This is a genomic window from Dokdonia pacifica (assembly GCF_900188275.1).
GTDB classification, from domain to species: domain Bacteria; phylum Bacteroidota; class Bacteroidia; order Flavobacteriales; family Flavobacteriaceae; genus Dokdonia; species Dokdonia pacifica.
Map to the genome: position 1 here is coordinate 486,904 of NZ_FZNY01000002.1, position 26,150 is coordinate 513,053.

Below are 26,150 nucleotides of genomic sequence, written 5' to 3' on the forward strand. Positions count from 1 at the left end.
TTACTTATTTACTTTCCATTGATGTGTTTCATCTTCAAAAATCTCTTTTCCAAAAATGGGCACTTTTGCTTTGATCTCATTGACCAAAAACGGCAATGATTCAAAAACGCCTTCTCGATGTCCAGAAGATACAAATACAAAAAAACAGAGTTCTCCTACTCCTACTCTTCCAATACTATGGTAGATGTGCATGCAGTGTACAGGAAATTTTTCAAAAACGGTTTCCCGTATTTCGTGACAAACTGCATTAGCCATTTCTTGTTGTGCTGAAAATTCGATAGCAGTTACTTTTTTGCCATCGATCTCATCTGCGCGAACTTGCCCTAAGAAGATATCGTGAGCACCTATTCCTGTTTTGGATTGATGATTGGCAATAGATTGTGCAATCTTCTCTGGAGGAATAGCGCCTTCTATAAAAATGTTTTTTACTTTATATTCTTTCATATTTGTTGATGTATCCAATATTTTAATTCATTTGCTCCTTCGCTCAGTGCAACACAGTTTGAAATCTGTTGTTCTTCCAATAAATCAATAGCTTTTTTTGCACGTACTCCTGACTGACAAAAAATAATTTTTTTTGTTGTTTTTGGAATAGTATGTATCTCGTCTAAAAGTGATGAAAGGGGTATTTTTTTTAATCCAGGAAATTCAAATTGTGGTTGTTCATGATCTTCACGAACATCAATCCAACACACACCTTCATCGGTGAGATTCATTTCAGATAAAGAAACAGATGCTATTGTTATGCAATCTCGAGTAGTTATTAATTCCAATTCTTCAGTGTAAATTGATTGGATAATTTTATCATTTCTTTCTATTTCAATGACACGTCTATCATTTGTCAATACATTTATATACAACAATTTACCAGAAAGCACATCGCCTATCCCTAATACAATTTTTAGGACTTCTGTAGCTTGCATGATTCCTATTTGACCTGGTAAAACTCCTAAAACTCCTATCTCATTACAGTTTGGTACTTCTCCTGATTTAGGAGGTTCTGGAAAAAGACATCTATAAGATGGACCTTGCTTATAATTAAAAACAGAAACTTGACCTTCATATTTGTATAAAGAACCATATACCAGTGGTTTTTGTAGTTTACAACACGCGTCATTAAGAAGATAACGGGTTGTAAAATTATCGGTGCCATCTACTACAATATCATAACTAGCTAGAATAGTCAAGCAATTTTCAAGTCCTAATACCTCAGGGTAAATAGTAATGTTTACGTCTTTATTTAAAGACTCTAATCGTTTTTTTGCTACAGCTGCTTTATTTTTTCCAATATCTTTTTCGGTGTATAGTATTTGTCGTTGTAAATTAGAAAGTGAAACGGTATCAAAATCAACAATTCCAAGTGTACCTATCCCAGCGGCAACAAGGTATTTCAATACAGGGCATCCCAAACCTCCAGCACCTATAACAAGTACTTTAGCTTTGGTCAACTTCTGTTGTCCTTCTATACCTACTTCTGTAAGGCTAATATGTCGTGCATAGCGTTCGTTCATTATCCACCAGAAAAGGGAGGGAAAATATCCACGTCAAATGCTGTGAGTATTTCGTTTCCTTTTATTATTTTATTGTTTTGTGCTAATTGGTATACGTTTTCGCGAAAGCGTATATCTAATCCTTCAAGTTCTTGTTTTAAGGCTTCGGCAGTATTAGAAGTCACTGTAATTGTTTCTTCCTTTTTGCCAAAAAGTTCGGTCAAACGACCGTGATATTTTAAAGTAAGTTTCATATTAAAAAAATAACAACTTCATGGAGGCACTCACAAGTACTACTCCTAAACAATATTCTAAAATGCGATTATTCCATTTACGGCTACCTAAATAGCCTCCTGCAAGACCTCCTAGAACGGCAATAAACACCATAATGCCAGCTACAGGAAGTAAGGTTACTCCGCTACTAAACTGACCAAGAAGTCCTGAAAATGAGTTTACCCAAATAAACAATGCGGAAACAGCTGCCGCTTCTTTCATATTCCCCCAATGCAACAGTAGTATAATAGGGGTCAAAATGATACCTCCTCCAATACCAATAAGTCCGGAAAAAAAACCAACCATAAGTCCCAAAATAAGGGCCTGTAGAAATTTGACTGTCTTTAATTCACGATGTTTATGTGTGCGTTTCCAGAAAATACGAGCGATTGCAAATAGCAATAAAAATCCTAGTATTTTCTTATACAACAAGGGTTCTACGGTTATTGTTCCACCTATAAAAGCTGCTGGAATGGAGCTAATAGCAAAAGGGACAAATAGTTCTTTTTTAAAATGTCCTGCTTTATAATAATGATAAAATGCAATACCAGCTACAAAGAGATTAAGTAAAAGTGCTGTTTGTTTCATCATTGTATTGGGAAAGCTAAAAAGTGCCATTAAAGCCAGATATCCACTTGCTCCTCCATGTCCAACACTAGCATACAAAAATGATACTACTGGGAGTATTAGCAAAAACACAATCCATATGGAGGTTTCTATTCCCATAATTCTGAATGTGCATTCAATTGTTTTTGTAAAAGAAGTTCGGTTTGACTCATAAGTTCTTTAAAGAAAACGAGTAATTTCATTCCGTAAGGAGTTACATAGGCGCCTCCTCCTCCTGCGCCTCCTTTTTGTAAACGGACCACTTCGTGATTTGCGAGCGTATTAATCTGATGAATTAACCGCCATGCCTTTCTATAAGAAATGCCTGTTTCGCGAGAGGCGCCAGATAGTGAACTTGTTTTCTCTATAGCCATAAGCAACTGTACATGGCCTTTACCCATCCATTTATCGCCATTTATCTCAATCCAGATTCTATTTCTAATTTGAACTTCCATAGGGTAAGATTAAGGTTTCTACTAAGTTTCCTTTGTCTACTTTTTTTATTTCTTCAGGGATACAAACCAATGCATTTGCGGCTGCAAAACTAATGACTGTAGATGAGCTCTGATGATCTAGAATTTCTACTGAATTTTTATGAACTCTCGCTTTGAGAAATAACGTTTTATTAAATCTATTTTCAAAGGGTTCTGAAATAGGTAATTGAACACGCATTAATCCAGAATGTGAATTCCCAACGAATCTATCAATGAATTCAATGACATACACATAGAAGCACGTTAATGTAGAAGCAGGGTTCCCTGGAAGTGCAAATACGTATGTCGTATCTTTTTTACCAAAAAATAGTGGTTTCCCTGGCTTTTGCAATACTTTATAAAATAATTGTTTGACGTCTAGATTTTGCAATGCAGTGCCTACAAAATCATAATCTCCTACAGAAATGCCTCCAGAAATTAATACAATATCCGAGGCTATCAAAGCGTCATGTATAATCGTTTCAGTGTCTTTTAAAGTATCTTTTGCATAATGTACAGAGACTCTCTGGATTCCCTGTTGATGCAATGCTGCTTTTAAAACTTCACTATTACTCTCATATATTTGCCCCTCTTTTAATGAATTTCCTGTGGTCACTAATTCGTTTCCGGTAACAATAATGGTGACTTTAGGGGTTTCATACACCTGCACTTTTTCAATTCCTAAGCTTTTAAGTAGTCCGATAGATACTGGAGTCATGTAATGTCCTTTAGGTAAGGCGTTGCTTCCTTTTGAAATTTGGCTCCCAATGGCTCTCATATGCTGTCCAACTAGGGGTGCAAAATCAATAATAAGTTCAGTATTCTTTACTATAGACTTTTCTTGCATGACAACAGCATCTGCATTATCTGGGATCATTGCTCCAGTAAAAATTCTAACGGCATCACCAGGCTTCATTTTAAGATTGATAGCATCGCCCGCTTTTATTTCACCTATAAGGTTATAGGATGTTGCGGTGTTTTCGCTTTCGCGAAAGCGTACTGCATATCCATCCATATTAGATTGTTTAAATGGAGGTAAATTAATAGGAGCATCTATATGTGTTGCCAAAATGAACCCCAAGGCATCCTCTACGCGAAGTGTTTGCTTCTTCTTAGAAGCAAAATTTTGTTCTCTAATTTGTTGTATGGCTTGATGTACCGATATCATATAAAAGCGTTATGCACACACGAATATAACGAAAAAATTTATTAAATATGATCATTAAACATCAACTTATACACTTCAATAATTTACTCACTAACAAATAGTTACATGTAATATCGAGTTAAATAATTGTTAATCATTCTATGGAAATAAAACTTCAAGTAAACAATAGTGTCTATATAAGTAATAGATCCAAATTTCAAAAAGAGATTTATAAATTAGTTAGAGATGAGTAGGCATCTTTTAATTTGTTTTGATGGTTAGTGTTAATTAGAAGTACTGTCTACCACAAAATCCCAGGGTTCCGGACTCTGGGATTTTATTTTTTCAAATCAATCAAAAACAAATAGTTAGCTTATTTTCAGGTTAAATAATTGTTAATCTTGTTAACAAACTGAAATTTTGGCGAAGTAATTGCGTCTATAATAGTAACAATCAGAAATTGATGAAGAACATTTTTATAAATTATTTGAATTAGCCTTCTTACATTATAAAAATTACTCAAAATATACTTGATTGAATTAAGCTAAATATAAGAGCCCTCTATACCAAGAGGGCTTTTTTTATGGAATCATTTTCCAGATACCTATTCTGAAAATGCGATATACGCTTTAACGCTTCGCTCTCCTGATGGTCCTGAACCTACCTTCCGACAGATAAGTCTCACAAGTTCGCTTTCGCGAAAGCGTATGTATATCAATACTACTATATATTGGCATTAGTATTTACGAAGAAGGCACTTCTTTTTTATACAATCTTGGTAATTTCCATTTAAAAACAACCGCTAGAATACGAATTGTAATAATCACAGAACCAGAAATAATCATGGCTAAAGTTTGAGATACTTCAAATCTATAAAGCACCAAATAGGTTACAGCACCCACAATACAAGCTGTTGCATATATTTCTTTATGAAAAATAATAGGAATTTCATTACACAGAATATCTCGTAATACACCACCAAAACAGGCAGATATGGTGCCTAATATCACACAAATAAGCGGATCTAAACCAAATGCAAGACTTACCTGCACACCAGTAATGGTATATAAGCCTATTCCTATCGTATCAAATAAAAATAAGGAACGCCTAAAGTATTTAAGCTTACTTCTAAAAAGCACTGCAAATACAGCTGTAGCAAAAATAACAGTAGGAAATACTTGATCTTGCATCCATGTAACAGGTGTTTTTCCAATAAGCACATCTCGCAAGGTACCGCCGCCTATAGAGGTTATAAGCGCTATAATAAGGATTCCAAATGCATCCATACGCTTATTCATAGCTGTTAAAACCCCAGAAATAGCAAAAGCAATAGTTCCTAAGATATCAATAAGCGTTATGATTTCCATTATTGCTGTGTGTAGTAGTTATAATCTGAAATCACGCGATCTACAAATTCAATATTAGATTCTTCTGGCTGAACACCCATTTTCTTTTTTAATCTTTCTGCGAGCAAAATAATCACATTATGATGATTATTACGCTTTGCATCAACAAACAATGTTTTTATAGTTTGTACATCTCTATCTGTAAACACAGTAACCTGAGGATAGGTAGGCACATAATCAAGAGGTAAGGTAACCAACAAGCTCTCTGATAGATTGACTCTTTTTTTCTGACTGATTACTGTTGTTCTAGCCGCTCTATCTCCTATTCGTTGTCCTTTCTCACTTAATAATATACTCACCACCGCAATTCCGCCAGTAGTAGCTAGAATGTCTATCGTACGCATAATCCAACGTATTAAGAAGCTTCCAAATCCAGGTTTTGAACCGTCTAGTTTTACAACTCGTAGTTTCATTGCTGATTTTCCTGGAGTTTTACCATCCCAAAAGGATTCAAAAAATAAGTGATACAAAAAAGGAGGTAATCCAATAATTAAATAATACGTCCATAAATCTCTACCATCAATAAGGTCAACATCTAAAGCCGAAAAAATAAGAGCTATAAATATATAATAGGCTACTATAATTAGAAAATCAATCAAGAATGCGAGTATTCTATCCCCTATTCCTGCTACATTTTGATAAATACTTACATTTTGAGCTGTTTCTATTTGAAAATTATCCATTTATTCTCTTTCTTTACTTTCTAATTTTTTATTAAATGCGTGAAGCGGCTTTTGTTAAGCAAAATAAGGATAAATGGTTGAAGTTTGAAAATGTTATCAATAACAAAAGTCAAATACATCCCGATGAACTCTCCAGTCTCTATATAGAAATAACTGATCATCTCAGTTATGCTCAGACTTTCTACCCTGGTAGTAAGACTTTAGACTACCTTAATTATATCGCATCACAATCGCATCAAATCATTTATAAAAGTAAAAAAGAGTCTAGTAAACGCTTTATTACATTTTTTACCAAGGAGTTTCCTCTTTTGATGTACCAATATCAAAAACAACTTCTTATTGCTTTTTTAGTATTTATGCTATTTACAATCATAGGTGCCTACAGTGCCGCAAATGACGGAGCATTTGTTAGATCAATTCTAGGTGATGGCTATGTAAATATGACACTAGAAAACATAGAGAAAGGTGATCCAATGGGAGTTTATAAAGAACAAGGGGAGTTTAATATGTTTTTAGGAATTACTATCAATAATATTAGATTTGCTTTAATCACCTATATCTTGGGAACTATTTTTTCTATAGGTAGTCTTGTAAAAATTATGGAAACTGGAATTATGTTAGGTAGTTTTCAGTATTTTTTCTTTACAAAAGGTTTAGGATGGGAATCTGTACGAACTATATGGATACATGGAACCATCGAAATCTCTGTTATCATTATTGCTGGATGCGCAGGAATGGTTTTAGGGAATAGCATTATGTTTCCCAAAACATATACACGTCTAGAATCCTTTATAAGAGGTGTTAAAAATAGCTTGAAAATTATAGTGAGTACCATTCCATTTTTTATTATTGCCGGTTTCTTAGAAGGATATGTAACCCGCCATACAGAAATGCCAGATTGGTTAGCCATACTTATCATAGGAGGTTCACTCGCTCTCATTGTTTTTTATTACGTGATTTATCCAAGACAGTTATATAAAAAACAACAAAATAACCATTTACACATTCCAAAAATTCCTACCATAAACGAATGATACCAACCCAAAATTATATAGAATTCAAACGTAAAAGAGAGTTTGGAGATATTATTACAGATACTTTTAAATTTTTGCGCCAAAATTTTAAAATGATATTTAAAATTCTAGCTAAGACAGCTGGAATTCCTTTTGTGTTTTTTGTAGTAGCTCAAGTATATTATAATACCCTCACCTTCTCTACAGCATTTATTCAAAGTAGCAATGCCTTTGGCGCTTTTGAAGTGACATCGATACTTGTAAGTGCTATATTTATGTACGTGTTTTTATTTTTATATTTCTCATTTTTATTTACAGGAGTTTCGTGTATAATAAAGTCATATATCATAAATAATGGGGTCATAAAAGAAACAGAGGCAATTGATAATATCCGCGCAAAAATAGGTGGTACATTACTTGCTGGGATTGCAAAGTTTTTCATTCTAGCGCTTGGGTATATTATCTGTTTTATTCCTGGAATTTATTTTTCTGTACCATTATATTTATTATTTGCCGTTTTTATTTTTGAAAACAAGAATGTCTCTGATGCACTTGGTAGAACATTTGATTTAGTAAAAGAAGAATGGTGGATAACCTTTTTTACAATGTTCTTAATAGGACTTATATGGTATGTTGCCAGTTTTGTGGCTAGCCTACCAGCATTGATTTATGTTTGGTTCCAAACATTTACATCTATACAAGAAATATCATATACAGAACCTGATGAAATGTTTGACATTGTATCTGTTATTATCACTTCTATATCAGCAGCAATACAGTATATTATGTATGTTATTGTTCCTATAGGAGCATCATTTGTGTATTATAATCTAAATGAACGTAAACATCAAACAGGTACGCTAGAAAGAATAAATTCTATTGGAGCATCTGATGAAGAGGAAGATGACATGACCAATGGTAGTAGTAATGGTAATTTTGGTAGATTATAATGAAGCAGAGCATTGTGTGTCTTTTCATTTTTTTAAGTTCGCTTTGCGCGAAAAGCAGCTATGCTGCACTACCGTATGTACCCACTCTTATACAAGAAAGTACTGATACTGAGATTTCACAAGAACTTCAAAAAGATACGTCTCCACTCTCTCCAATTACACTTGATAAAAATAAAATAGAAGAATATCAAAATGATGAAGATTTTAACTATGTAGAAGTTTTTGAAGAAGATACTAGATGGAATAATATCAAACAATGGTTTTATGATATTCTGAGTAGTATCTTTGATTGGATATTTGAAGATCAAGAAAAAGCTGTAGGAGCTTTGTCTACCTTTATTAGGCTATTACCTTACATTATTGGAGGCATCTTACTTATTCTAGCTATATGGGCATTTTCAAAAATGGATAGTGGTGAGATACTATTCAATAAAAAACCTGCATCCCAAGCATTCATGTCTGATGATGAAGAGCTTATCAAACACGAAGATATCCAATCACTTATTGACAAAGCAATTGCTGCTGGAAACCATAGACTTGCCATACGATTTTATTATTTACATGTACTTCAGAAAATGAGTGGAAAAGAGTTAATAGATTGGCAAGTGCAAAAAACAAATCACGAATACATTTATGAGGTAAAAGACCAAAATGTACGCAAACAATTTAGACGTGTCACAGATATCTATGATTATATCTGGTACGGAAATTTTGAAGTAGATGCACAATCATTTGAAAAAGCACAATCTTCATTTTTAACATTAACAAACACACTATGAGTAAAACATTCAAAATACTTGTTGGTGTGTTATTAATGCTTATTGCGGCACTTGTCTTTTTAGAGTCTAGTCAGAAAGACCCTGTAAATTGGTTTAGTAGCTATGCAACAAAAGATAAAATACCATATGGTACTTTTGTACTTTATAATACTCTTAAAGAAGCTAGAGGCGCTGATGATTTTAAAGAAATATCAAGACCTCCCTATGAATTTCTATCTGATAGCAACCATCAAAAAGGAACCTATTTTTTTGTAAATGATTATATCAGTTTTGATGAAATCGAAGCCTTGCAATTATTAGATTGGGTAGCTCGTGGCAATACATTGTATATAGGAGCACGTGGTATAGGGAAAACTATTTTGGATACACTCTCCTTAGAAACCGATTCTTATTATCAATTAGATAACTTAGATAGAAAGCCTTTATTAGAACTTGCGCATCCTGACCTTGTAACAAAAGTTCCTTATGCCTTAGATCGAGATATACAGACTTCCTATTTTGAAGAGGTAGATACTCTTAATACATATGTTTTAGGAATGTACGACTATAGAAAAGATGAAGACACGCTCTCATTAAATGCTCCTAAAGTACATTTTATAAAACAAGCCTTTGAAGAAGGAACTATTGTAATACATCTTATGCCTGATGTATTTACCAACTATTTCATGCTTCATAATACCAATTACACATACACCGAGGCTGCTTTAAAATATCTTCCCGAAGAAGGACCCATTTTCTGGGACAACCACTATAAGAATGGGAAAACGCTACAAACCTCTCGTTTACGTTATTTATTAAGTAATAGGTATTTTAAATGGGCCTATTATATGCTTATTATTGGTGTAATTCTTTGGATATTCTTTGAAGGAAAACGTAAACAAAGAGCTATACCAATTATAAAACCGTTACCAAACCAAACACTTGCTTTTACAAAAACTATTGCAGGAATGTATTATGAAAAGCAAGATCATAAAAGTATTGCTTTGCATCAAATCAATCACTTTATGGAATACATAAGAGAGCACTATTTATTACAGACTTCAGATAGAGGACTTGATTTTATAGGAAGATTGGCTTCAAAATCTAATAATACGCAAGAAGACACAAAACGACTCATGGATTACATTACTGCCATTGGTCAGAAATATCCAATTACACAAGAAGAATTATTAAAATTAAATAAGCTTATAGAAGCTTTTAAAACTAAATAAACATGGACGACGTAACAGGAACTGGAACACCAGAAGATGGAAAAGAAAACACGCCATTACCACAAGATACTCCTTCGGCAACTCCAGAAGAAATTATAGAAGATACAACGAGTACTCAAGAGAATCTTACGTTTACGAATAGAATTCCGTTAGAAGAATTACGTAATGCTGCAGATAAAATACGAGAAGAGCTTGCAAAAATTATTGTAGGACAATCTGAGTTTATAGAACTTCTTATTGTTGCATTACTTTCTGATGGTCATGTACTTATAGAAGGGGTTCCTGGAATTGCAAAAACAGTAACTGCCAAACTATTTTCAAAAACGCTTGACACACAATTTAGTCGTTTGCAATTCACACCAGACTTAATGCCAAGTGATGTATTAGGAACGTCTGTACTAAACATGAAAACGAGTGATTTTGAATTCAAAAAAGGACCTATCTTTTCTAATATTGTTCTTATTGATGAGATCAATCGTGCGCCTGCCAAAACTCAAGCGGCATTATTTGAAGTTATGGAAGAACGTCAAATAACTATAGACGGTATACGTTATCCAATGGATCCTCCGTTTATGGTATTAGCAACTCAAAATCCCGTAGAGCAAGAAGGAACTTATGCACTTCCTGAGGCACAATTAGATCGTTTTCTATTTAAAATTAAAGTAGACTACCCTTCATTAGAAGAAGAAGTATCTATCTTAAAAAATCACCATGATCGTAAAGGTGTTATTGCAAAAGATACTATTAATGCAGTATTAAACCCTACAAAACTAGCGACCTTCAGAGAACAGACGCAAGCTGTTATGATTGAGGAAAAAATCCTTAATTATATTGCAGAAATTGTGATGAGCTCTCGTAAGCATCCGCATTTATATTTAGGAGGTTCTCCTCGTGCATCTTTAGCTATTATGAATGCAGCCAAGGCATTTGCAGCAATCGCTGGTCGTGACTTTGTAATTCCAGAAGATGTAAAGCGTGCCGTAGTACCTGTAATGCGTCATCGTATTATTCTATCTCCAGAAAGAGAAATGGAAGGAATGACACCTGAACAAGTAATTGATATGATTGTACAATCCATAGAAATCCCTAGATAGATTGGCACTTATTCGTTTTATAAAATCTTTATTTGTACGACATAGAATTTTCTATGTAATCGCCATTATTGGGGCACTTTACCTTATTTCAAATTGGTTTCATTTTCTATTTCCAATAACAAACCTTTTATGCTTAGGGCTTGCTGTTATATTTTTTATAGATTGCTTGGTCCTTTTTCGCGGAAGCGAACCCATAAAAGCGCAACGATTACTACCTGAAAAATTTTCAAATAGTGATTTAAATGAACTTAGTGTAAATATTCAAAACAAATATCCCTTTGAAATTACGGTAACCATTATAGATGAAATCCCTGTACAATTTCAAAAAAGAGATTTTAAAAAAACATTTCAAATTCCTGCAAAATCAAACCAAGAATATGTCTATAAGTTACGCCCTGTAGAGCGTGGTGAGTATGTATTTGGACATCTTAATGTATATGTAAGTAGTCCGATTGGTATTGTAAAAAGACGTTATCGCTTTGAAAAAGATCAAATGGTAAAGGTGTATCCTTCATTTATTCAAATGAAAAAGTATTCCTTTCTTGCTCTAGATAATAGACTCACGCTGTATGGTATGAAAAAAATACGTCGTATTGGACATACCATGGAGTTTGAGCAAATCAAAGATTATGTAATAGGTGATGATGTACGTACTATTAACTGGAAAGCTACCGCAAAAAGAGCAAGCCTAATGGTTAATCAATACCAGGATGAAAAGGCACAACCTATTTATACGATTATAGATGCGAGCCGAACTATGAAAATGCCATTTGATGGTCTTACCCTACTCGATTATGCGATTAATAGTACACTAGCCTTTTCTAATATTGCACTTAAGAAAAAAGATAAAGTAGGACTGATCTCTTTTGCCGAAAATATAAAGAATCATGTTCCGGCAAGTAGTAAAAAAACACATCTTAATACAATTCTAGAAGTATTATATAATACCAATACAAAATTTTTAGATAGTGATTTTAGCACGTTGTATACACAAATCAAACGTAAGGTTACACAACGTAGTTTACTACTTCTATACACCAATTTTGAACATATTTCATCTTTAGAAAGGCAACTCATTTATTTAAAAGCGCTTTCGCGAAAACATGTATTGGTGGTTATCTTTTTTCAGAATACAGAACTGGACGAGTTATTACATACAAAAGCAGAAGATCTGGAGACGGTTTATCACAAAACCATTGCTCAAAAAACAGATTATGATAAAAAAGTAATGGCAAAAACACTTGCAAAATATGGTATCCAAACCATTTTAACCAAACCTGAAGATCTTACCGTCAATACTATAAATAAGTATCTAGAAATCAAAGCAAAAGGGCTTATCTAATTTATTTTGTTTTCTAGTTTTCAAAAAATTCTTTTAAAAAAAACGCAACCTTTTTCTTGTAATTCAGATAAGTAGGTATAACAACTTATTTCTTGAATTATGAAAAACCCTTTAATATATTTTACAAGTTTATTACTAATTATCAGTAGTTTTTATAGCTGTCAAAACGACGATGACACTACCATAGATCCGACTACTACTACACCAGAAACACTAGATGTAGCAACGATTATCGAAGTAATAACTAACAATAGTTCTGATGGAGTTTGGGAAATTGAACAAGCACTATTAGTGAAACAAAATAATAACAATGTTACCCTTACAGGAAGTTATGTTGTAAGAGATGATGTATTTACATTTACAGAAGGTGCAAATCAAACCATTCAACTTCATTGGAAAAAAGGATATGATATCAATCTGCAAGCTCAAAATACGCTAGAAGCAGGTACAGATAGAAATGCATCTTCAGAAAATTTTGTAATAAACATAGATGCTGAAACTGGTATTCTTTCCACTCCAGATAATAGAATAACAGGAAATTATGTTCAGGAATCTGGTGAGATCACACTTATCATTGGTGCTGTAAATTCTAATGATACATTAAACCTAAACATGAATCCTAAAAATCAATCTGAGTACCTAAGCATTCCTACAACCCTATCAGATCCACAAGAATTATTCAGTTTTAGTACAGGAGTCCCTAGAGTAGGTTTTAAAGTATCTCAATCACAAAACAGTCTCTACATTACTAATAGAAATGATCTAGAAGGATTAGGAGCTCAACAAGCGTTTAAATATGATTTAAGTAATCATACTGCAACTTCTATTGAGTTTACACTACAAGATTTTGCAACTAAAAACATTGAATTTATAGATGGAAAAGTTCTAAGTCTAGGAGGAGCTAGATTTCAAGCATTAGACTATGAATTAACAGGCGTAGAATCATTTATTGAAATAGACCCATTTACCACACTCATATTTAATGGTACAGCTTCTTTAGACGATACCGTTTATACCTTTGGAAATTATGATAATAGTAATATCATTTCAACATGGCGCATAGGGGATGCCAGTACACAACCATTAGCAACCATACCAGCTCCATCTGATATCGCTTTTATGGATGGTGAAGTTATTGATCAGGTCTTATATATATTTGGAGGTTGGGATTCAGAATTTGATGGATCTGACACTTTATATACATATCATATAGATACTGGAGCTCAAAATCAGATACAACTTCCTGTTATCATTCAACAAGCCTACACATCTACTGTAGAAAACCTTATATATGTATTAGGAGTAAAACCATTTAACAGTGAACAAAATCAACAAAAAGTTTTTGGAGTTTATAATACGCTAGATAGCAGTTTTGAAGAAATAAGTACAGATAACTTGGATGTCATTTTAGTAAATAAGAATATTGAACAATTTCAAGTTACTGGTAATAAGGTATATTTTGTAACTTCAGAAAATCTTGGCGCACCCAATGGTTATACTAACAGCGTATATGAAGCTACTTTAAACTAATCATTTATGAAAACAATAAAAATCCTTTTTGTAATTGCTATCGCCCTAAGTATGTATGCATGCTCTGGAGATGACAATGATCGTTTTAAGCCTGTTCTTGCCGAAGATGTTACATTTTTTGAAGATGGTGAAGTAGAAATGCTTTTTGAAAATGCAGGACCAAATGGTATTACGATGGTATTTATAGGTGATGGTTATGTAAAAGAAGATTTAGGAGAAATCTATGGCAGTTATAGAGCCGATGCCGAGCGTTATTTTGACTACCTCTTTAGCAGAGAACCATTTGCTAGCTATCAAGAACACTTTAATGCCGCTATCATATATACAGAATCACAATCACGCACTATTCCAGAAAACGAAAGTGTAGATAGTACTGCACTTGGATCCTATGCATACGAAGGATGGACCGGTAGAGACTTCTATGCTTCTGATTATGATAAACTCGATTTTTATAAAAACAAATTACCCATAGGATACCGAAACAATAGCAATATTTTAATAGTTCTGAATGGACGTGGTGGTGGGAATGCGTGTTTTGGGTGTGATGTTGCACACTCAGGAAGTACTTCCCAATTTACAATGGTACATGAAGTAGGACATTCTTTTGGTGGATTAGGTGATGAATATGAATTACAAAATCAAACCACTCCAAATGTCTCTTTTATTCCTAATCTAGATAATACAGATGACCTCTCTCAAATCAAATGGAGTCATTTTATTGACCTTCCAGGCTATGCAAATGTAGGAGCATATGAAGGGGGTGGTTATGTATCTGAAGGAGTATGGAGACCACAAAATGAAAGTATTATGAGAGGTGGCAGTAGTATATTTGCCGACCTCTTTAATGCCCCTAGTAGAGAGACTATTGTAAAAAGAATTTATGAAATACGCGGAATTCCATATGATTTTGAAACATTTTTAGCAAATGATGTGGTCACTAGATCGGCAATTTCTACCCAAGGAAAATCCGTAAACACACAAGTTCTCTATGGATGCATGCATTAGATTAGCCATAAATTGATGTAAAAAGGATGTTAAGAGATGAACATCCTTTTTTTATGAACATATCCTAACTTTTTATAGGTTATAATTCTTATGCTATCATAGTGTTTTTTATCTTTGCCCCTTATTTAAAACTACATCATATGTCGTTGTCACATTTACAAGCCATCTCACCTATTGATGGTCGTTATGCATCAAAAACAGAATCGCTTGTACCCTTCTTTTCTGAAGAAGCACTTATAAAGTATCGAGTTAAAGTAGAAATAGAATACTTTATCGCACTATGTGAATTACCATTACCCCAATTAGAAAGTATTGATAAACATTCTTATATCGCTTTACGCGAAATATACTCAGACTTTACTACCCAAGATGCACAAGCTATCAAAGACATTGAAAAGACAACCAATCATGATGTAAAAGCTGTTGAATATTTTATCAAACAAAAATTTGATACCCTTCATCTTGCAGAATATAAAGAATTCATTCACTTCGGGCTTACCTCTCAAGACATTAATAATACAGCAATTCCATTAAGTCTTAAAGATGCTGTAAACCAAGTGTATATTCCACAATTATTAGAAGTTGTAGATCACTTAAAACAACTAGTAGATGAATGGAGTTCTATCTCATTACTAGCACGTACACACGGACAACCCGCCTCTCCTACTCGTTTAGGAAAGGAAATTGAAGTATTTGTAGTACGTATAGAAGAACAATTGAATCTATTAAATGATATCCCAAGTGCTGCAAAATTTGGTGGTGCTACAGGAAATTTTAATGCTCACAAAGTAGCCTATCCAATGATAGATTGGAAAGCTTTTGGAAATAGTTTTGTACAAGAAACCTTACGCCTACATCACTCCTTCCCTACTACACAAATAGAGCACTATGATCACATGGCTGCATTATTTGATGGCCTAAAGAGAATCAATACCATTATTATTGACCTAAATCGTGATTTCTGGACCTATATCTCTATGGAGTATTTTAAGCAGAAAATCAAAGCAGGAGAAGTAGGTTCTAGTGCAATGCCACATAAAGTAAATCCAATTGATTTTGAAAATAGTGAAGGGAACTTAGGTATTGCAAATGCAATTTTTGAACACCTAGCTGCAAAGCTTCCAGTTTCAAGATTACAACGTGATCTTACTGATAGTACAGTATTACGTAATATAGGAGTACCTATAGGGCATACTGTTATAGGGTTACAATCTACTTTAAAAGGATTAAATAAATTACTCCTTAATGAACAGAAGATAGCACAAGATCTAGAAAACAATTGGGCGGTAGTGGCAGAAGCAATTCAGACGATATTACGTCGTGAAGCCTATCCAAACCCATATGAAGCGCTAAAAGAATTAACACGCGTAAATGAACACATCACGCAAGAATCTATTGCTGCATTCATAGATACCCTTGACGTAAGTGAAGCTATAAAAGGAGAGTTAAAAACAATCACTCCAGAAAACTATACAGGAATTTAATGAGACTTTTAAAACTCATTTGGGATTTTAGAGGCCCTGCAGGTGCACAAACAGCAGTGCATCATGAAAAACATCTGAAAGAGTTCGCTTTCGCGAAAGCGTTAACCACTCAAATCACAGGTGTAGAAGATATTAGCGAGCTTCATAGCATTGCCTACTTGGTCGTTCAGGAAGATGAAATGCGCCCTGTAAGAGACGCTCTAAAACCACACAGAGGACAAGTATACACTGAAAATTAATAGTTCGGCACAGATATTGGTTTCTATCTCATATATTTGCACGCGCGACGCTAAAAAAACTAATAAATTATATACAATGAAGAAAATGATTCTTATCGCATTTGTTGCTCTATTTTCTGCGACAACATTTGCTCAAACCACAAAAGTAGGTACTGTAGATGCCGATTATACGTTATCTCAAATGCCTGAGCTAAAAGGTGCACAAGATGCCCTTAAAGTATACAATCAAGACCTTGAAAAACAATTAGCTGATAAATTAACTAATTATGACAAGGTATATAAAGCTGCAGAAGCTGGCTTTGCTGCAATGACAGATGCAGAGAAAAAAGCAAAACAAGAAGAGCTGGCTACATTAGAAAGCGATATCACAAAATTTCGTAACAACGGAACACAGCTTGTACAATTAAAACAAAACGAATTATTACAACCTCTTTATCAAAAAATTGGTGAGAATGTTGCTATTGTTGCTAAAGAATTAGGATACACTCAAATCCTAAACATTGGAAATAATAATAATTTAGCATACATAGACCCAACGCATGATATTACTTTAAAGGTACTTGCTAAAATGGGAATTACTGTAAAACAAGAATAATCGCTTTACAAAATAACATCAATAAAAAAGCCATTCATAATGAATGGCTTTTTTATGTGATAGAACTACTGTTTGAGTAGATATATCATTTTAAAATAGAGGTTTATATGAGTGCTCTGTATATCTCAATAGTATAAAAAGTACTTTCAATTCCTAATAAAAAAATCACTTTGCAATAAAAAAGTCTATTTTCTATCAACGAGCATCTTGATTGGTCTATACTCTTATTTCTCTAGGATTTCTTTAATATTTGGTTTAAAGTAATTAGGACCTTTTAGCACTTTTCCATCCTCACGATAAATCGGTTTTCCATCTTCTCCTAACTTACTCATATTACTACGTTGAATCTCATTAAAGACTTCTTCTATCTTATCTTGCATTCCATGTTCTATAATGGTACCACATAAGATATATAGCATATCCCCTAAAGCATCTGCTACTTCTACTAAGTCTCCATCATTAGCAGCTTCCAAATATTCTTCGTTTTCTTCCTTCATTAAATTAAAACGAAGTAGATTTTTCTCTTTGGTTAATTGTGCAGTAGGAGTTTCTTCTATTCCTAATCCAAATGCACTGTGAAATTCGTGTACGGCAGCTATTTTGTTCTTCATACTAGTACCCGAGAAGGCGGGTATCCTTTTTTGCCCCTACTCCGACTATGCACTTCGACTAGCTCAGTGCGACACTCAGCATAAATTACGGCGGGTATATTATTAATAATTTGTTCGTAAATATACGAGCTATGTCGTATTTTTGAAGTCTCTAAAATACCACAAAATGTTTAGTACTGGACAGTTGATTTTTGTTATTTTCTTTGTTGTTGCATTTATAGCTTTTATAACCTATTCCTACCGTAAAGATGCTAAACTTCATAAAAAAGAATACAAAGGTTCTCGTTGGATACTTCTAGGATTCATTGGTTTTGTTGCCTTACTTTTTGTCATTAAGTATACACTCAAAGGATAACGTTTTATCGTTATTTATAGTTTTTGATCGATTTTATTTTTTGTACTTGTAAATTTCTCATAGCTTGTTAGGAGAATATACCCGATAATGGGTATACCGACTACTACAATTGTCTATTAGTTTAGCAACATATTAATTATAAACAAAATAAAAAATGGAAAAAGAAAGCAATTCTGATAACCTATTATCTAGTATTGATTATAATAATGATAAAAATTGGCAATTTATAATTGCCAGCCAAAATTATGGAACCACTTATGCTATTTATGCTAAATTCACTATTATAAAAGAGAAAGACGGAGAAACAAGGAGAGAAATTCAATTCAAAATCCGAAACTATAAAGGTCAAATACAATTAGGTATTTATGATGTGATTTTTAACAAAACAAATGGACAAATTGATATTTTAGTACAAGCATTAAATCGTACTAGAACAACAGAATCATATAATTTTAATTTCGAATATAAAATAGGAGACAAAGACAATAGACTTAAAATAGTAAGATATTTAATACCTATGTTTCTTATTGCTCCTAATAAAGAGTTTAGTAAGAAAGACTTAGATTCATTATGCGATAGAGGTAGTGGGATTTTTTGTAAAAAATATAAGTATTTTGATGAAGAAAGAAATAGAGAAACAACATTTATTTGGTATGCAATTTATAAATCGATATTTAATTTTGAAGATGATAATATTATAAATGAATCTTTTTGTGTTTTTTGTGATCAAAAGTATAACTCAAAAGCTTCGCAAATAGCACATAATCATACAGGTATAATTGATACTGAATTTTTTCACGTAGATGGTGATAATTTTGTAATAGCAAAATATGATTATGATGAAGATCCAAAGGATATAGCTCAAAATTTTGATGGTACTTTTACCCTCGCTGGATTTAGATGTAAACAAAGTACCTTAACAGTAGATACAAACAATTAATTACAAATTGAATAAATATTTTTTTTGTTTATTATTTTTAATAGCTATCCATATACACGCACAAGATGTATCTATGGATAGCTATTTACGTTCTTTAAAAAATCAAGAATATACTACTAGTCTACAAAATGCTAGTACTTTTAAAAATGAGAAGAAATCTATTCTTGCAAAAGAACTTATACATCTTATAACTACACGAGAAATAGATAGTATAGACATAAGTAGAATTACAAACGAAGATGATATTATATATCTTCAAACTCTATATAATGCATATGTGTATAGATATCAAGATATTCAAGACAATTTAGAAGCATATAAATTATTTTTAAAGGCACTCAAAATAGCTGAAAATGAAAATAATACTTTAAAAAAACAAAATGCACTTATAGGAATTCTAGATGTTTTTGCTTCTGAAATATTTATAGGTAGTAAAATGTACTTAAACTATTTAGAACAATTCACTGAACTCAATACAGATGTTTATGATGATGTTTTAATTTTCAATTATAATATCATTTTTAGTTCAAAAGCAAATGAGGATTTATGGGTTGAAGATTCTTATATTTCTTTTACTAATGCTTTAGAACAAATTTATAAAAATGTACCAGCTTCACATCCTTTATATACTTATTATTATAGAGAAAAAGCTTTACAAGCTAGACTAAAAGAAGACTTAATATCTTCTAATTCCTATTTTGAAAAAGCTCTAAAAACACTTGAAAATGATACTTATAGAAATGAATTAAAATCTGATATTTTATGGCAAATTGCATTTAATCATTATCAAGATGAAAATTATGAAATTGCCTATGAATATCTCATAAATAAAATTGGATATTCTAAAAAATTAAAAAATCAATTTTACAATGAACGTCTAAAAGCATATATCTTATCAGAAGAAAAAAAATACGATTCCGCATATTATTTTCTCCGAAAGACTATAGATATGGAATATAAAATAGGGTATCAAAACAATTCTTTAGAATCTTCAATTTTATCTGTAGAAAATCAAACTGAAAAACTAAAAAACGATAAGTTAATCATTAATAACCAACGACGTAAAAACCAAAACATAGCTCTAGGATTAGGTGGAAGCCTTGTGGCTGTATCCATCATTGCCTTCTTAGTGTACCGCAACACCAAACGAAAACAACGCATTGCAGAGCAAGATCGCGAACTCCAAATACAGAAAACAGAAACGATTCTGAAGGAGAAAGAAATCGAAACTATTAACGCTATGATTTCTGGACAAGAAAAAGAACGCCTACGACTTGCTAGTGAATTACACGATAATTTAGGAAGTACACTAGCTACGGTTCGTATGCAAGTAGAAAATCTAGAACGCAACCTTGATAAAGTAGATGATCCAAAAGCCCTACTTCAAAAAACCAATGCGCTCGTTAATGAAGCCTACACAAAAGTGCGCTCCATCTCTCATGAACGTAATAGTGGCGTCCTAGCAAAAGATGGGCTCTTACCTGCGATTCAAAAACTAGCAAATACTGTTTCTTCCAATAATAATCTTCAAATAGAAGTACAAGACTTTGGGCTGGAAAATAGAATCGCTAATGAATTAGAAATTACCATTTTTAGAATCATTCAGGAGTTAGTGACTAATATCATTAAACACGCTCAGGCTACAGAGGCTAATATCTCGCTTACCCAACATGACAACGAACTCAACATCATGATTGAGGATAATGGAAAAGGGTTTAAGGTAGGTAAACTCAAAGAAAAAGACGGTATGGGCTTGGGTAGTATAGAAAGACGTGTAGAACACTTAGAAGGTACGATGGAGGTAGATAGTGCTCTAGGTCGTGGTACAAGTATAAGTATAGACATCCCATTATAAGAATACCATTATATTTATAGCATAAATAATACATCCTTATGATTACAGTTGCCATTGCAGAAGATCACCAATCCCTTATAGACGGGATATCATTACTTTTAAAGTATGAAGAAGGTATTTCGATTATTGGAACTTCAAATGATGGTAGGGATCTATTAGATATTGTACGTCTCAAACAACCTAAGGTGGTGATTATGGATATTCGAATGCCTAAACTAGATGGGATTGAGGCCACTAAAATCATCATGAAAGAATTTCCGCATACTAAGGTTATTGCCTTTTCTATGTTTGATCAGGACCAGGCAGTCATACAAATGCGAGATGCAGGAGCCAAAGGGTATATTCTTAAAAATAGCCCGCTAGAAGAGATTTTAAAAGCCATACATGCGGTAATGCAAGGAAAAGTATACTATGATACTGGCATCGATCAAAGACTATTTGATGACGCTTTCGCGAAAGCTAAAACACCAAAATCCGTATTATCAAAAAGTGAACGAGAAATCCTACGCTTAATCGCACAGAATAAAACCTCTTCAGAAATCGCCGATATACGATTTACAGCAGTCTCTACTGTAGAAAAACATCGTAAAAATATGATGCGTAAACTAGGGCTAAGTGGCAAAGGGGAACTTCTTAAATATGCAATAGAAAAAAAATACGATTTTTAAAAAAGTTCATATTACTTTTCTCTTCATACACTATTTGTAATCAACACATTACAAAAATACATACGCTTACCACTTAAAAGTGGTATTCAATTTTCTACTTATAATTTAATAGTGAATTATGGTTTTACCACATAATTTGTATCTTAAAAACGCAAAATACCCTATACTAGGTATTTTTTTAACTAACCATTATAGTTACTTTTAACAAGTAAAAAATTACAACAAACCATGAAAAAAACAATTTTATTTGCCGCGTTTCTTATGTTATCAATCTTCCAAGGATTCTCTCAGGATCGAGATTTCGACGGTCTTTGGGAAGGTGTTATGGAAAAAGAAAATGGAGAAAAATATACCCTCTCTTTATTTATAGAAGATAATAATGTATACGGAGTTACAACCGATAGCGATGGCGATTTAGTAAAAGACAGACAATTTGAGGTACAGATAAGCAAAGGATATGGGGAACAACTAAATTTTTTCTGGATCAACAAAGGGGGAGTTTGGACAGAAACACAGATGTTTTCCCTTTCCTATTCTTCTGGTTCAGAATTGTCTGTTTATCATATGAGACATGTGTCAAATAAATCAGACGAAAAAGACGGAAATACCGATTGGGGATACTTTTCAAAAGGTACTCTTAAATAAAAAGACACAGAAGATCATTAGTGGAAAAGGCGGGTTATTCTTAGTAATAGCCCGCCTTTTATTTTACTAGTACTTTTTCACAAATACCTAGTGATGGGTATTTTATCTTCTCTTTATTCTCTCTAGTTTTAAACTATGAATGTAACCCAAGAAATCATAGCAAATATCGAGCAAGCTTGCTCTCAACATCAGAAATTAAACATACACCAAACGCTTAAAATCATTACAGCATATAGAGCTATTTCTAATGACCCAGAACTCATAGATAAAATACTTCATCTTATTAAAATATATAGTAAACAAGAGCTTTATTCTAATGCCCTATCTGCTAGACAAAATCAAATTTTTAATTTGATTGGACTTGATTTTTCTTCAAAAGAAATTGCAGATATGCTCGCTATTAGTGAAGCTACTGTAAGTACCCATAGAAAAAATATTATTAAAAAACTACAAATCTCAGGTACAGGTGCTTTACAAAAGATGGCATATCAATATCTCCACAAAAAATAGGAGAAACAAATACCCGAAAGAGGGTATGTTTTAATGGGTATAGTATACCTACTTTTAGGTAGTTTACATACCTATATTGCCATGGAAATAGAATTTGCTATTAGTATTACGGTTACCTATGTTTTAATAAAGATAGACTTCTCGCTATCTATAAGTAAAGATCAAACATAAAAGAAGCCCCATTTTGGGGCTTCTTTTATATATAATATCTTATAAAATAATTATGCTACAAATAATGGCTTATCTCCCATCATTGCATTTACTTTAGAAGCAATTGCTTCTAAAGCTGCATCATCTTCATGATTCATGATAGCCTCATCAATAAAGTCTACAATGATTTGCATATCATTTTCTTTAAGACCTCTTGTTGTTATTGCTGCAGTACCTATACGAATACCAGACGTTACAAATGGTGATTTATCATCAAAAGGTACCATGTTTTTATTTACGGTAATATCTGCCTTTCCAAGCGCTGCTTCGGCGGCTTTTCCAGTAATATCTTTATTACGAAGATCAATAAGCATCATGTGATTATCGGTTCCTCCAGAGATAATATCATATCCTTTGGCAACAAATGCAGCAGCCATTACTTCTGCATTTTTCTTTACTTGGATCATATAGTGTAAGAACTCATCGGTGAGCGCTTCTCCAAAAGCAATTGCTTTAGCCGCGATGATGTGTTCTAAAGGCCCTCCTTGATTTCCTGGAAAGATTCCACTATCTAATAGAGAAGACATCATACGTGGTTTTCCGCTTTTAAGTGTAATTCCAAATGGGTTTTCAAAATCTTTTCCCATTAATATTAATCCGCCTCTTGGCCCACGGAGGGTTTTATGAGTGGTTGTCGTTACTACGTGACAATGCGGAATTGGATCTGAGATAATTCCTTTAGCGATCAAACCTGCTGGATGTGCAATATCTGCCATCAAAATAGCATTTACACTATCTGCAATTTCGCGAAAGCGTGCATAATCAATTTCACGAGAATACGCACTAGCACCTGCTATAATCATTTTTGGCTTTTCACGTAAAGCGATCTCTTGTATTTTATCATAATTTAAACGTCCTGTCTCCTTCTCTACTCCATAAAATACAGGATTGTATAAACGTCCTGAAAAATTAACAGGAGATCCATGAGTTAAGTGACCACCATGAGAAAGGTCAAACCCTAAAAAGGTATCTCCAGGCTTTAAACATGCATGAAAAACAGCTGTATTTGCTTGAGATCCTGAATGTGGTTGTACATTAGCATAGGCGGCGCCAAAAAGCTCTTTTGCGCGTTCTATAGCAATCGTTTCTACCTCATCTACTACTTCACAACCACCATAATAACGTTTACCTGGATATCCTTCGGCATATTTATTTGTAAGGACTGATCCGGCGGCTTCCATTACTTGGTCGCTGACAAAATTTTCTGAAGCAATTAATTCTAAGCCATCTAATTGGCGTTCTTTTTCTTCTTGTATTAAATCAAAAATAGCTGTGTCGCGTTGCATAATATATCTTATGTTAAAAAGAGTTGTAAAAATAACATAAAGTCTTTATTGCAGTACTATAAAATCCTATATTTGGGTAGTAAAATTTACTAACATCTTATTAAGAACCATATATGCCACTATCTGCTAACAATCCCTCGATAAAAACTTGGCTAAATACTCCCAAGAATACTGATTTTCCCATTCAAAATATCCCTTTTGGTGTATTCCTAACACGTGATGATGTCATTACCATTGGTACACGTATAGGAGATTATGCTATTGACTTAGGTGCTTTGCATCAGCTAGGTTATTTTGAAGGAATTCCACTTACTGATGATATTTTTCTACAAGACACTCTAAATGATTTTATTGCCGATGGTCGTAAAACATGGCGACTGGTACGTAATCGTATTTCTGAAATTTTTAATGAAAGTAATGACGCTTTACGCGAAAATAAAAAACACCGTGAGACTGTTATTTTTGACATGAGTGAAGTAGAGATGCAGCTTCCTGTACAGATAGGTGATTATACCGATTTTTATTCTAGTATTGAGCATGCTACCAATGTAGGAACCATGTTTAGAGGAGAGGAAAATGCATTGATGCCTAACTGGTTACACTTACCTGTGGCATATCACGGTAGAAGTTCTTCTATCATTCCATCAGGAATTCCTGTACATAGACCACAAGGACAAAAATTACCAAATGGTGCTACAGAGCCTATTTTTGGGCCATCACGTCTGGTAGATTTTGAATTAGAAATGGCATTTATCACCACTGCTGCAAACAATCTAGGAGAATCCATCACAACAAAAGATGCAGAAGAAAACATTTTTGGTTTGGTCTTATTTAATGACTGGAGTGCTCGTGATATTCAAAAATGGGAATATGTACCTTTAGGGCCTTTCTTAGCTAAGAATTTTGCTTCGTCTATCTCTCCTTGGATTGTGACTTTGGATGCCTTAGAGCCTTTTAGAGTAGAGAGTCCTAAACCTAAAAAGGAACTCCTTCCCTATTTACAATATGAAGGAAAGAAAAGTTTTGACATAAAATTAGAAGTAGCTTTACAGCCAGAAGGAAAGAAAGAAACGGTTGTAGCAAAATCTAACTTCAAATATATGTATTGGAATATGAGTCAGCAGTTGGCACATCATACTGTAAATGGATGCCCTGTAAATGCAGGTGATATGATGGGTAGCGGAACATTATCTGGACCTACTCAAGATTCATACGGATCTATGCTAGAATTATCATGGAGAGGGGAACGTCCTGTTCGTTTAGATGAAGGTGGAGATCGTAAGTTTATAGAAGATAATGACACTGTGATTATACGTGGGCATTGTAAAGCAAAAGATACCCCTCGTATCGGTTTTGGTGAAGTATCTACTAAGTTATTACCTGTATTCCAACCGAAAACGAAATAAGACTCTAAAATAAAAAATAACCATTACCAAAACCGTAATGGGTGGTTGTCCTGATAAAAATGTAATTTTTAATACGTTTTTATCAGGACTTTCCGTTTTAAGGAACCTACCAAGCTACTTCTCGTAATCCAACCGAAAACGAAATAAGGTTTCCTAAATATAAAATATATACCCAAAACCATAATGATGGGTAGTTATCATAAAAAAAGAGTACATTTTCTAGTACTCTTTTTTTATAATTTTCTGTTACTCGGATATCAAAAAGCGTAATTTTTAATACGTTTTTATAAGGACTTTCCGTTTTAAGGAACTTAAAAAACTACTTTCTTTTTTAGACTATTACA

The 26,150-nt window shown here is 33.3% G+C and carries 28 protein-coding genes; 18 read left to right on the plus strand and 10 right to left on the minus strand.

Translation table 11 applies throughout. The features are described from left to right. From CHB80_RS09380 to CHB80_RS09415, 8 genes are all read right to left on the minus strand, one after another. Positions 1 to 444 carry a molybdenum cofactor biosynthesis protein MoaE gene (locus CHB80_RS09380; RefSeq protein ID WP_089371181.1) on the minus strand — a complete coding sequence of 148 codons (444 nt, stop codon included), beginning with the start codon at positions 442 to 444 and terminating at the stop codon, positions 1 to 3. Then, a complete protein-coding gene (moeB, locus tag CHB80_RS09385; RefSeq protein WP_089371182.1) occupies positions 441 to 1,511 on the minus strand; it encodes a HesA/MoeB/ThiF family protein in 1,071 nt (356 codons plus the stop codon). Before moeB ends, CHB80_RS09380 begins: the two co-directional genes overlap by 4 nt. Next, a complete protein-coding gene (locus tag CHB80_RS09390) occupies positions 1,511 to 1,744 on the minus strand; it encodes a MoaD/ThiS family protein (RefSeq protein WP_143337089.1) in 234 nt (77 codons plus the stop codon). The genes moeB and CHB80_RS09390 overlap by 1 nt, the downstream gene beginning before the upstream one ends. Before the next feature lies 1 nt (position 1,745). Beyond that, complete coding sequence (locus CHB80_RS09395; protein ID WP_089371184.1) at positions 1,746 to 2,489, minus strand: sulfite exporter TauE/SafE family protein; 744 nt, start codon at positions 2,487 to 2,489, stop codon at positions 1,746 to 1,748. Then, on the minus strand, positions 2,480 to 2,824 hold the full coding sequence (locus CHB80_RS09400) for a winged helix-turn-helix domain-containing protein (protein ID WP_089371185.1): 345 nt from the start codon (positions 2,822 to 2,824) through the stop codon (positions 2,480 to 2,482). Before CHB80_RS09400 ends, CHB80_RS09395 begins: the two co-directional genes overlap by 10 nt. Beyond that, positions 2,808 to 4,010 carry a molybdopterin molybdotransferase MoeA gene (locus CHB80_RS09405; RefSeq protein ID WP_089371186.1) on the minus strand — a complete coding sequence of 401 codons (1,203 nt, stop codon included), beginning with the start codon at positions 4,008 to 4,010 and terminating at the stop codon, positions 2,808 to 2,810. The genes CHB80_RS09400 and CHB80_RS09405 overlap by 17 nt, the downstream gene beginning before the upstream one ends. A gap of 722 nt (positions 4,011 to 4,732) precedes the next feature. Continuing rightward, positions 4,733 to 5,356, minus strand: coding sequence for a trimeric intracellular cation channel family protein (locus tag CHB80_RS09410; RefSeq protein ID WP_089371187.1), 624 nt, complete (start codon positions 5,354 to 5,356; stop codon positions 4,733 to 4,735). Continuing rightward, positions 5,356 to 6,078, minus strand: a complete 723-nt coding sequence (locus tag CHB80_RS09415; RefSeq protein ID WP_089371188.1) for an RDD family protein — start codon at positions 6,076 to 6,078, stop codon at positions 5,356 to 5,358. The genes CHB80_RS09410 and CHB80_RS09415 overlap by 1 nt, the downstream gene beginning before the upstream one ends. A 35-nt stretch (positions 6,079 to 6,113) precedes the next feature. Between CHB80_RS09415 and CHB80_RS09420 the strand changes: the two genes are divergently transcribed. From CHB80_RS09420 to CHB80_RS09470, 11 genes are all read left to right on the plus strand, one after another. After that, positions 6,114 to 7,112: a stage II sporulation protein M gene (locus tag CHB80_RS09420; protein WP_089371189.1), complete on the plus strand. Its 999-nt coding sequence runs from the start codon at positions 6,114 to 6,116 to the stop codon at positions 7,110 to 7,112. Then, positions 7,109 to 8,041 (plus strand): hypothetical protein, encoded by a 933-nt coding sequence (locus tag CHB80_RS09425; RefSeq protein ID WP_089371190.1) that lies wholly within the window; start codon positions 7,109 to 7,111, stop codon positions 8,039 to 8,041. The genes CHB80_RS09420 and CHB80_RS09425 overlap by 4 nt, the downstream gene beginning before the upstream one ends. A gap of 14 nt (positions 8,042 to 8,055) precedes the next feature. Then, the gene (locus CHB80_RS09430) at positions 8,056 to 8,820 is read left to right on the plus strand and encodes a DUF4129 domain-containing protein (RefSeq protein WP_179218124.1); all 765 of its coding nucleotides are present in this window, start codon (positions 8,056 to 8,058) and stop codon (positions 8,818 to 8,820) included. Next, positions 8,817 to 10,031: a DUF4350 domain-containing protein gene (locus CHB80_RS09435; RefSeq protein ID WP_089371192.1), complete on the plus strand. Its 1,215-nt coding sequence runs from the start codon at positions 8,817 to 8,819 to the stop codon at positions 10,029 to 10,031. Before CHB80_RS09430 ends, CHB80_RS09435 begins: the two co-directional genes overlap by 4 nt. A gap of 2 nt (positions 10,032 to 10,033) precedes the next feature. Then, positions 10,034 to 11,125, plus strand: coding sequence for an AAA family ATPase (locus tag CHB80_RS09440; RefSeq protein ID WP_089371193.1), 1,092 nt, complete (start codon positions 10,034 to 10,036; stop codon positions 11,123 to 11,125). Position 11,126: 1 nt separating this feature from the next. Continuing rightward, positions 11,127 to 12,467, plus strand: coding sequence for a DUF58 domain-containing protein (locus CHB80_RS09445; protein WP_089371194.1), 1,341 nt, complete (start codon positions 11,127 to 11,129; stop codon positions 12,465 to 12,467). A gap of 99 nt (positions 12,468 to 12,566) precedes the next feature. Next, the gene (locus CHB80_RS09450; protein WP_089371195.1) at positions 12,567 to 13,997 is read left to right on the plus strand and encodes a Kelch repeat-containing protein; all 1,431 of its coding nucleotides are present in this window, start codon (positions 12,567 to 12,569) and stop codon (positions 13,995 to 13,997) included. A gap of 6 nt (positions 13,998 to 14,003) precedes the next feature. Then, positions 14,004 to 15,002 (plus strand): M64 family metallopeptidase, encoded by a 999-nt coding sequence (locus CHB80_RS09455; protein ID WP_089371196.1) that lies wholly within the window; start codon positions 14,004 to 14,006, stop codon positions 15,000 to 15,002. Between the two features lie 140 nt (positions 15,003 to 15,142). Further along, positions 15,143 to 16,486, plus strand: coding sequence for an adenylosuccinate lyase (gene purB, locus CHB80_RS09460; RefSeq protein WP_089371197.1), 1,344 nt, complete (start codon positions 15,143 to 15,145; stop codon positions 16,484 to 16,486). Then, positions 16,486 to 16,725 carry a hypothetical protein gene (locus CHB80_RS09465; RefSeq protein ID WP_089371198.1) on the plus strand — a complete coding sequence of 80 codons (240 nt, stop codon included), beginning with the start codon at positions 16,486 to 16,488 and terminating at the stop codon, positions 16,723 to 16,725. Before purB ends, CHB80_RS09465 begins: the two co-directional genes overlap by 1 nt. A 76-nt stretch (positions 16,726 to 16,801) precedes the next feature. Further along, complete coding sequence (locus CHB80_RS09470) at positions 16,802 to 17,320, plus strand: OmpH family outer membrane protein (RefSeq protein WP_089371199.1); 519 nt, start codon at positions 16,802 to 16,804, stop codon at positions 17,318 to 17,320. Positions 17,321 to 17,544: 224 nt separating this feature from the next. Here CHB80_RS09470 and CHB80_RS09475 read toward each other — a convergent pair whose 3' ends face one another. After that, positions 17,545 to 17,931 carry a pyrophosphohydrolase domain-containing protein gene (locus CHB80_RS09475; RefSeq protein ID WP_089371200.1) on the minus strand — a complete coding sequence of 129 codons (387 nt, stop codon included), beginning with the start codon at positions 17,929 to 17,931 and terminating at the stop codon, positions 17,545 to 17,547. A gap of 166 nt (positions 17,932 to 18,097) precedes the next feature. On the opposite strand from CHB80_RS09475, the gene CHB80_RS09480 reads away from it, so the two are divergent. The 6 genes from CHB80_RS09480 (at position 18,098) to CHB80_RS09505 (ending at position 22,904) form a co-directional block, all read left to right on the plus strand. Next, a complete protein-coding gene (locus CHB80_RS09480; protein ID WP_089371201.1) occupies positions 18,098 to 18,286 on the plus strand; it encodes a hypothetical protein in 189 nt (62 codons plus the stop codon). 154 nt (positions 18,287 to 18,440) lie between these two features. Further along, positions 18,441 to 19,226 carry a hypothetical protein gene (locus CHB80_RS09485; RefSeq protein WP_089371202.1) on the plus strand — a complete coding sequence of 262 codons (786 nt, stop codon included), beginning with the start codon at positions 18,441 to 18,443 and terminating at the stop codon, positions 19,224 to 19,226. 73 nt (positions 19,227 to 19,299) lie between these two features. Then, positions 19,300 to 21,081, plus strand: coding sequence for a sensor histidine kinase (locus CHB80_RS09490; protein ID WP_089371203.1), 1,782 nt, complete (start codon positions 19,300 to 19,302; stop codon positions 21,079 to 21,081). Positions 21,082 to 21,119: 38 nt separating this feature from the next. Further along, a complete protein-coding gene (locus CHB80_RS09495; protein WP_089371204.1) occupies positions 21,120 to 21,749 on the plus strand; it encodes a response regulator transcription factor in 630 nt (209 codons plus the stop codon). 228 nt (positions 21,750 to 21,977) lie between these two features. Further along, positions 21,978 to 22,394, plus strand: a complete 417-nt coding sequence (locus tag CHB80_RS09500) for a hypothetical protein (protein WP_089371205.1) — start codon at positions 21,978 to 21,980, stop codon at positions 22,392 to 22,394. 135 nt (positions 22,395 to 22,529) lie between these two features. Next, positions 22,530 to 22,904, plus strand: a complete 375-nt coding sequence (locus CHB80_RS09505; protein WP_089371206.1) for a response regulator transcription factor — start codon at positions 22,530 to 22,532, stop codon at positions 22,902 to 22,904. Between the two features lie 221 nt (positions 22,905 to 23,125). On the opposite strand, the gene glyA is transcribed toward CHB80_RS09505, so the two are convergent. Continuing rightward, positions 23,126 to 24,400: a serine hydroxymethyltransferase gene (gene glyA / locus CHB80_RS09510; RefSeq protein WP_089371207.1), complete on the minus strand. Its 1,275-nt coding sequence runs from the start codon at positions 24,398 to 24,400 to the stop codon at positions 23,126 to 23,128. Positions 24,401 to 24,513: 113 nt separating this feature from the next. Here glyA and fahA point away from each other — a divergent pair, with 113 nt between their 5' ends. Continuing rightward, positions 24,514 to 25,806, plus strand: coding sequence for a fumarylacetoacetase (gene fahA / locus CHB80_RS09515; protein ID WP_089371208.1), 1,293 nt, complete (start codon positions 24,514 to 24,516; stop codon positions 25,804 to 25,806). The last annotated feature ends 344 nt before the right edge of the window (positions 25,807 to 26,150 follow it).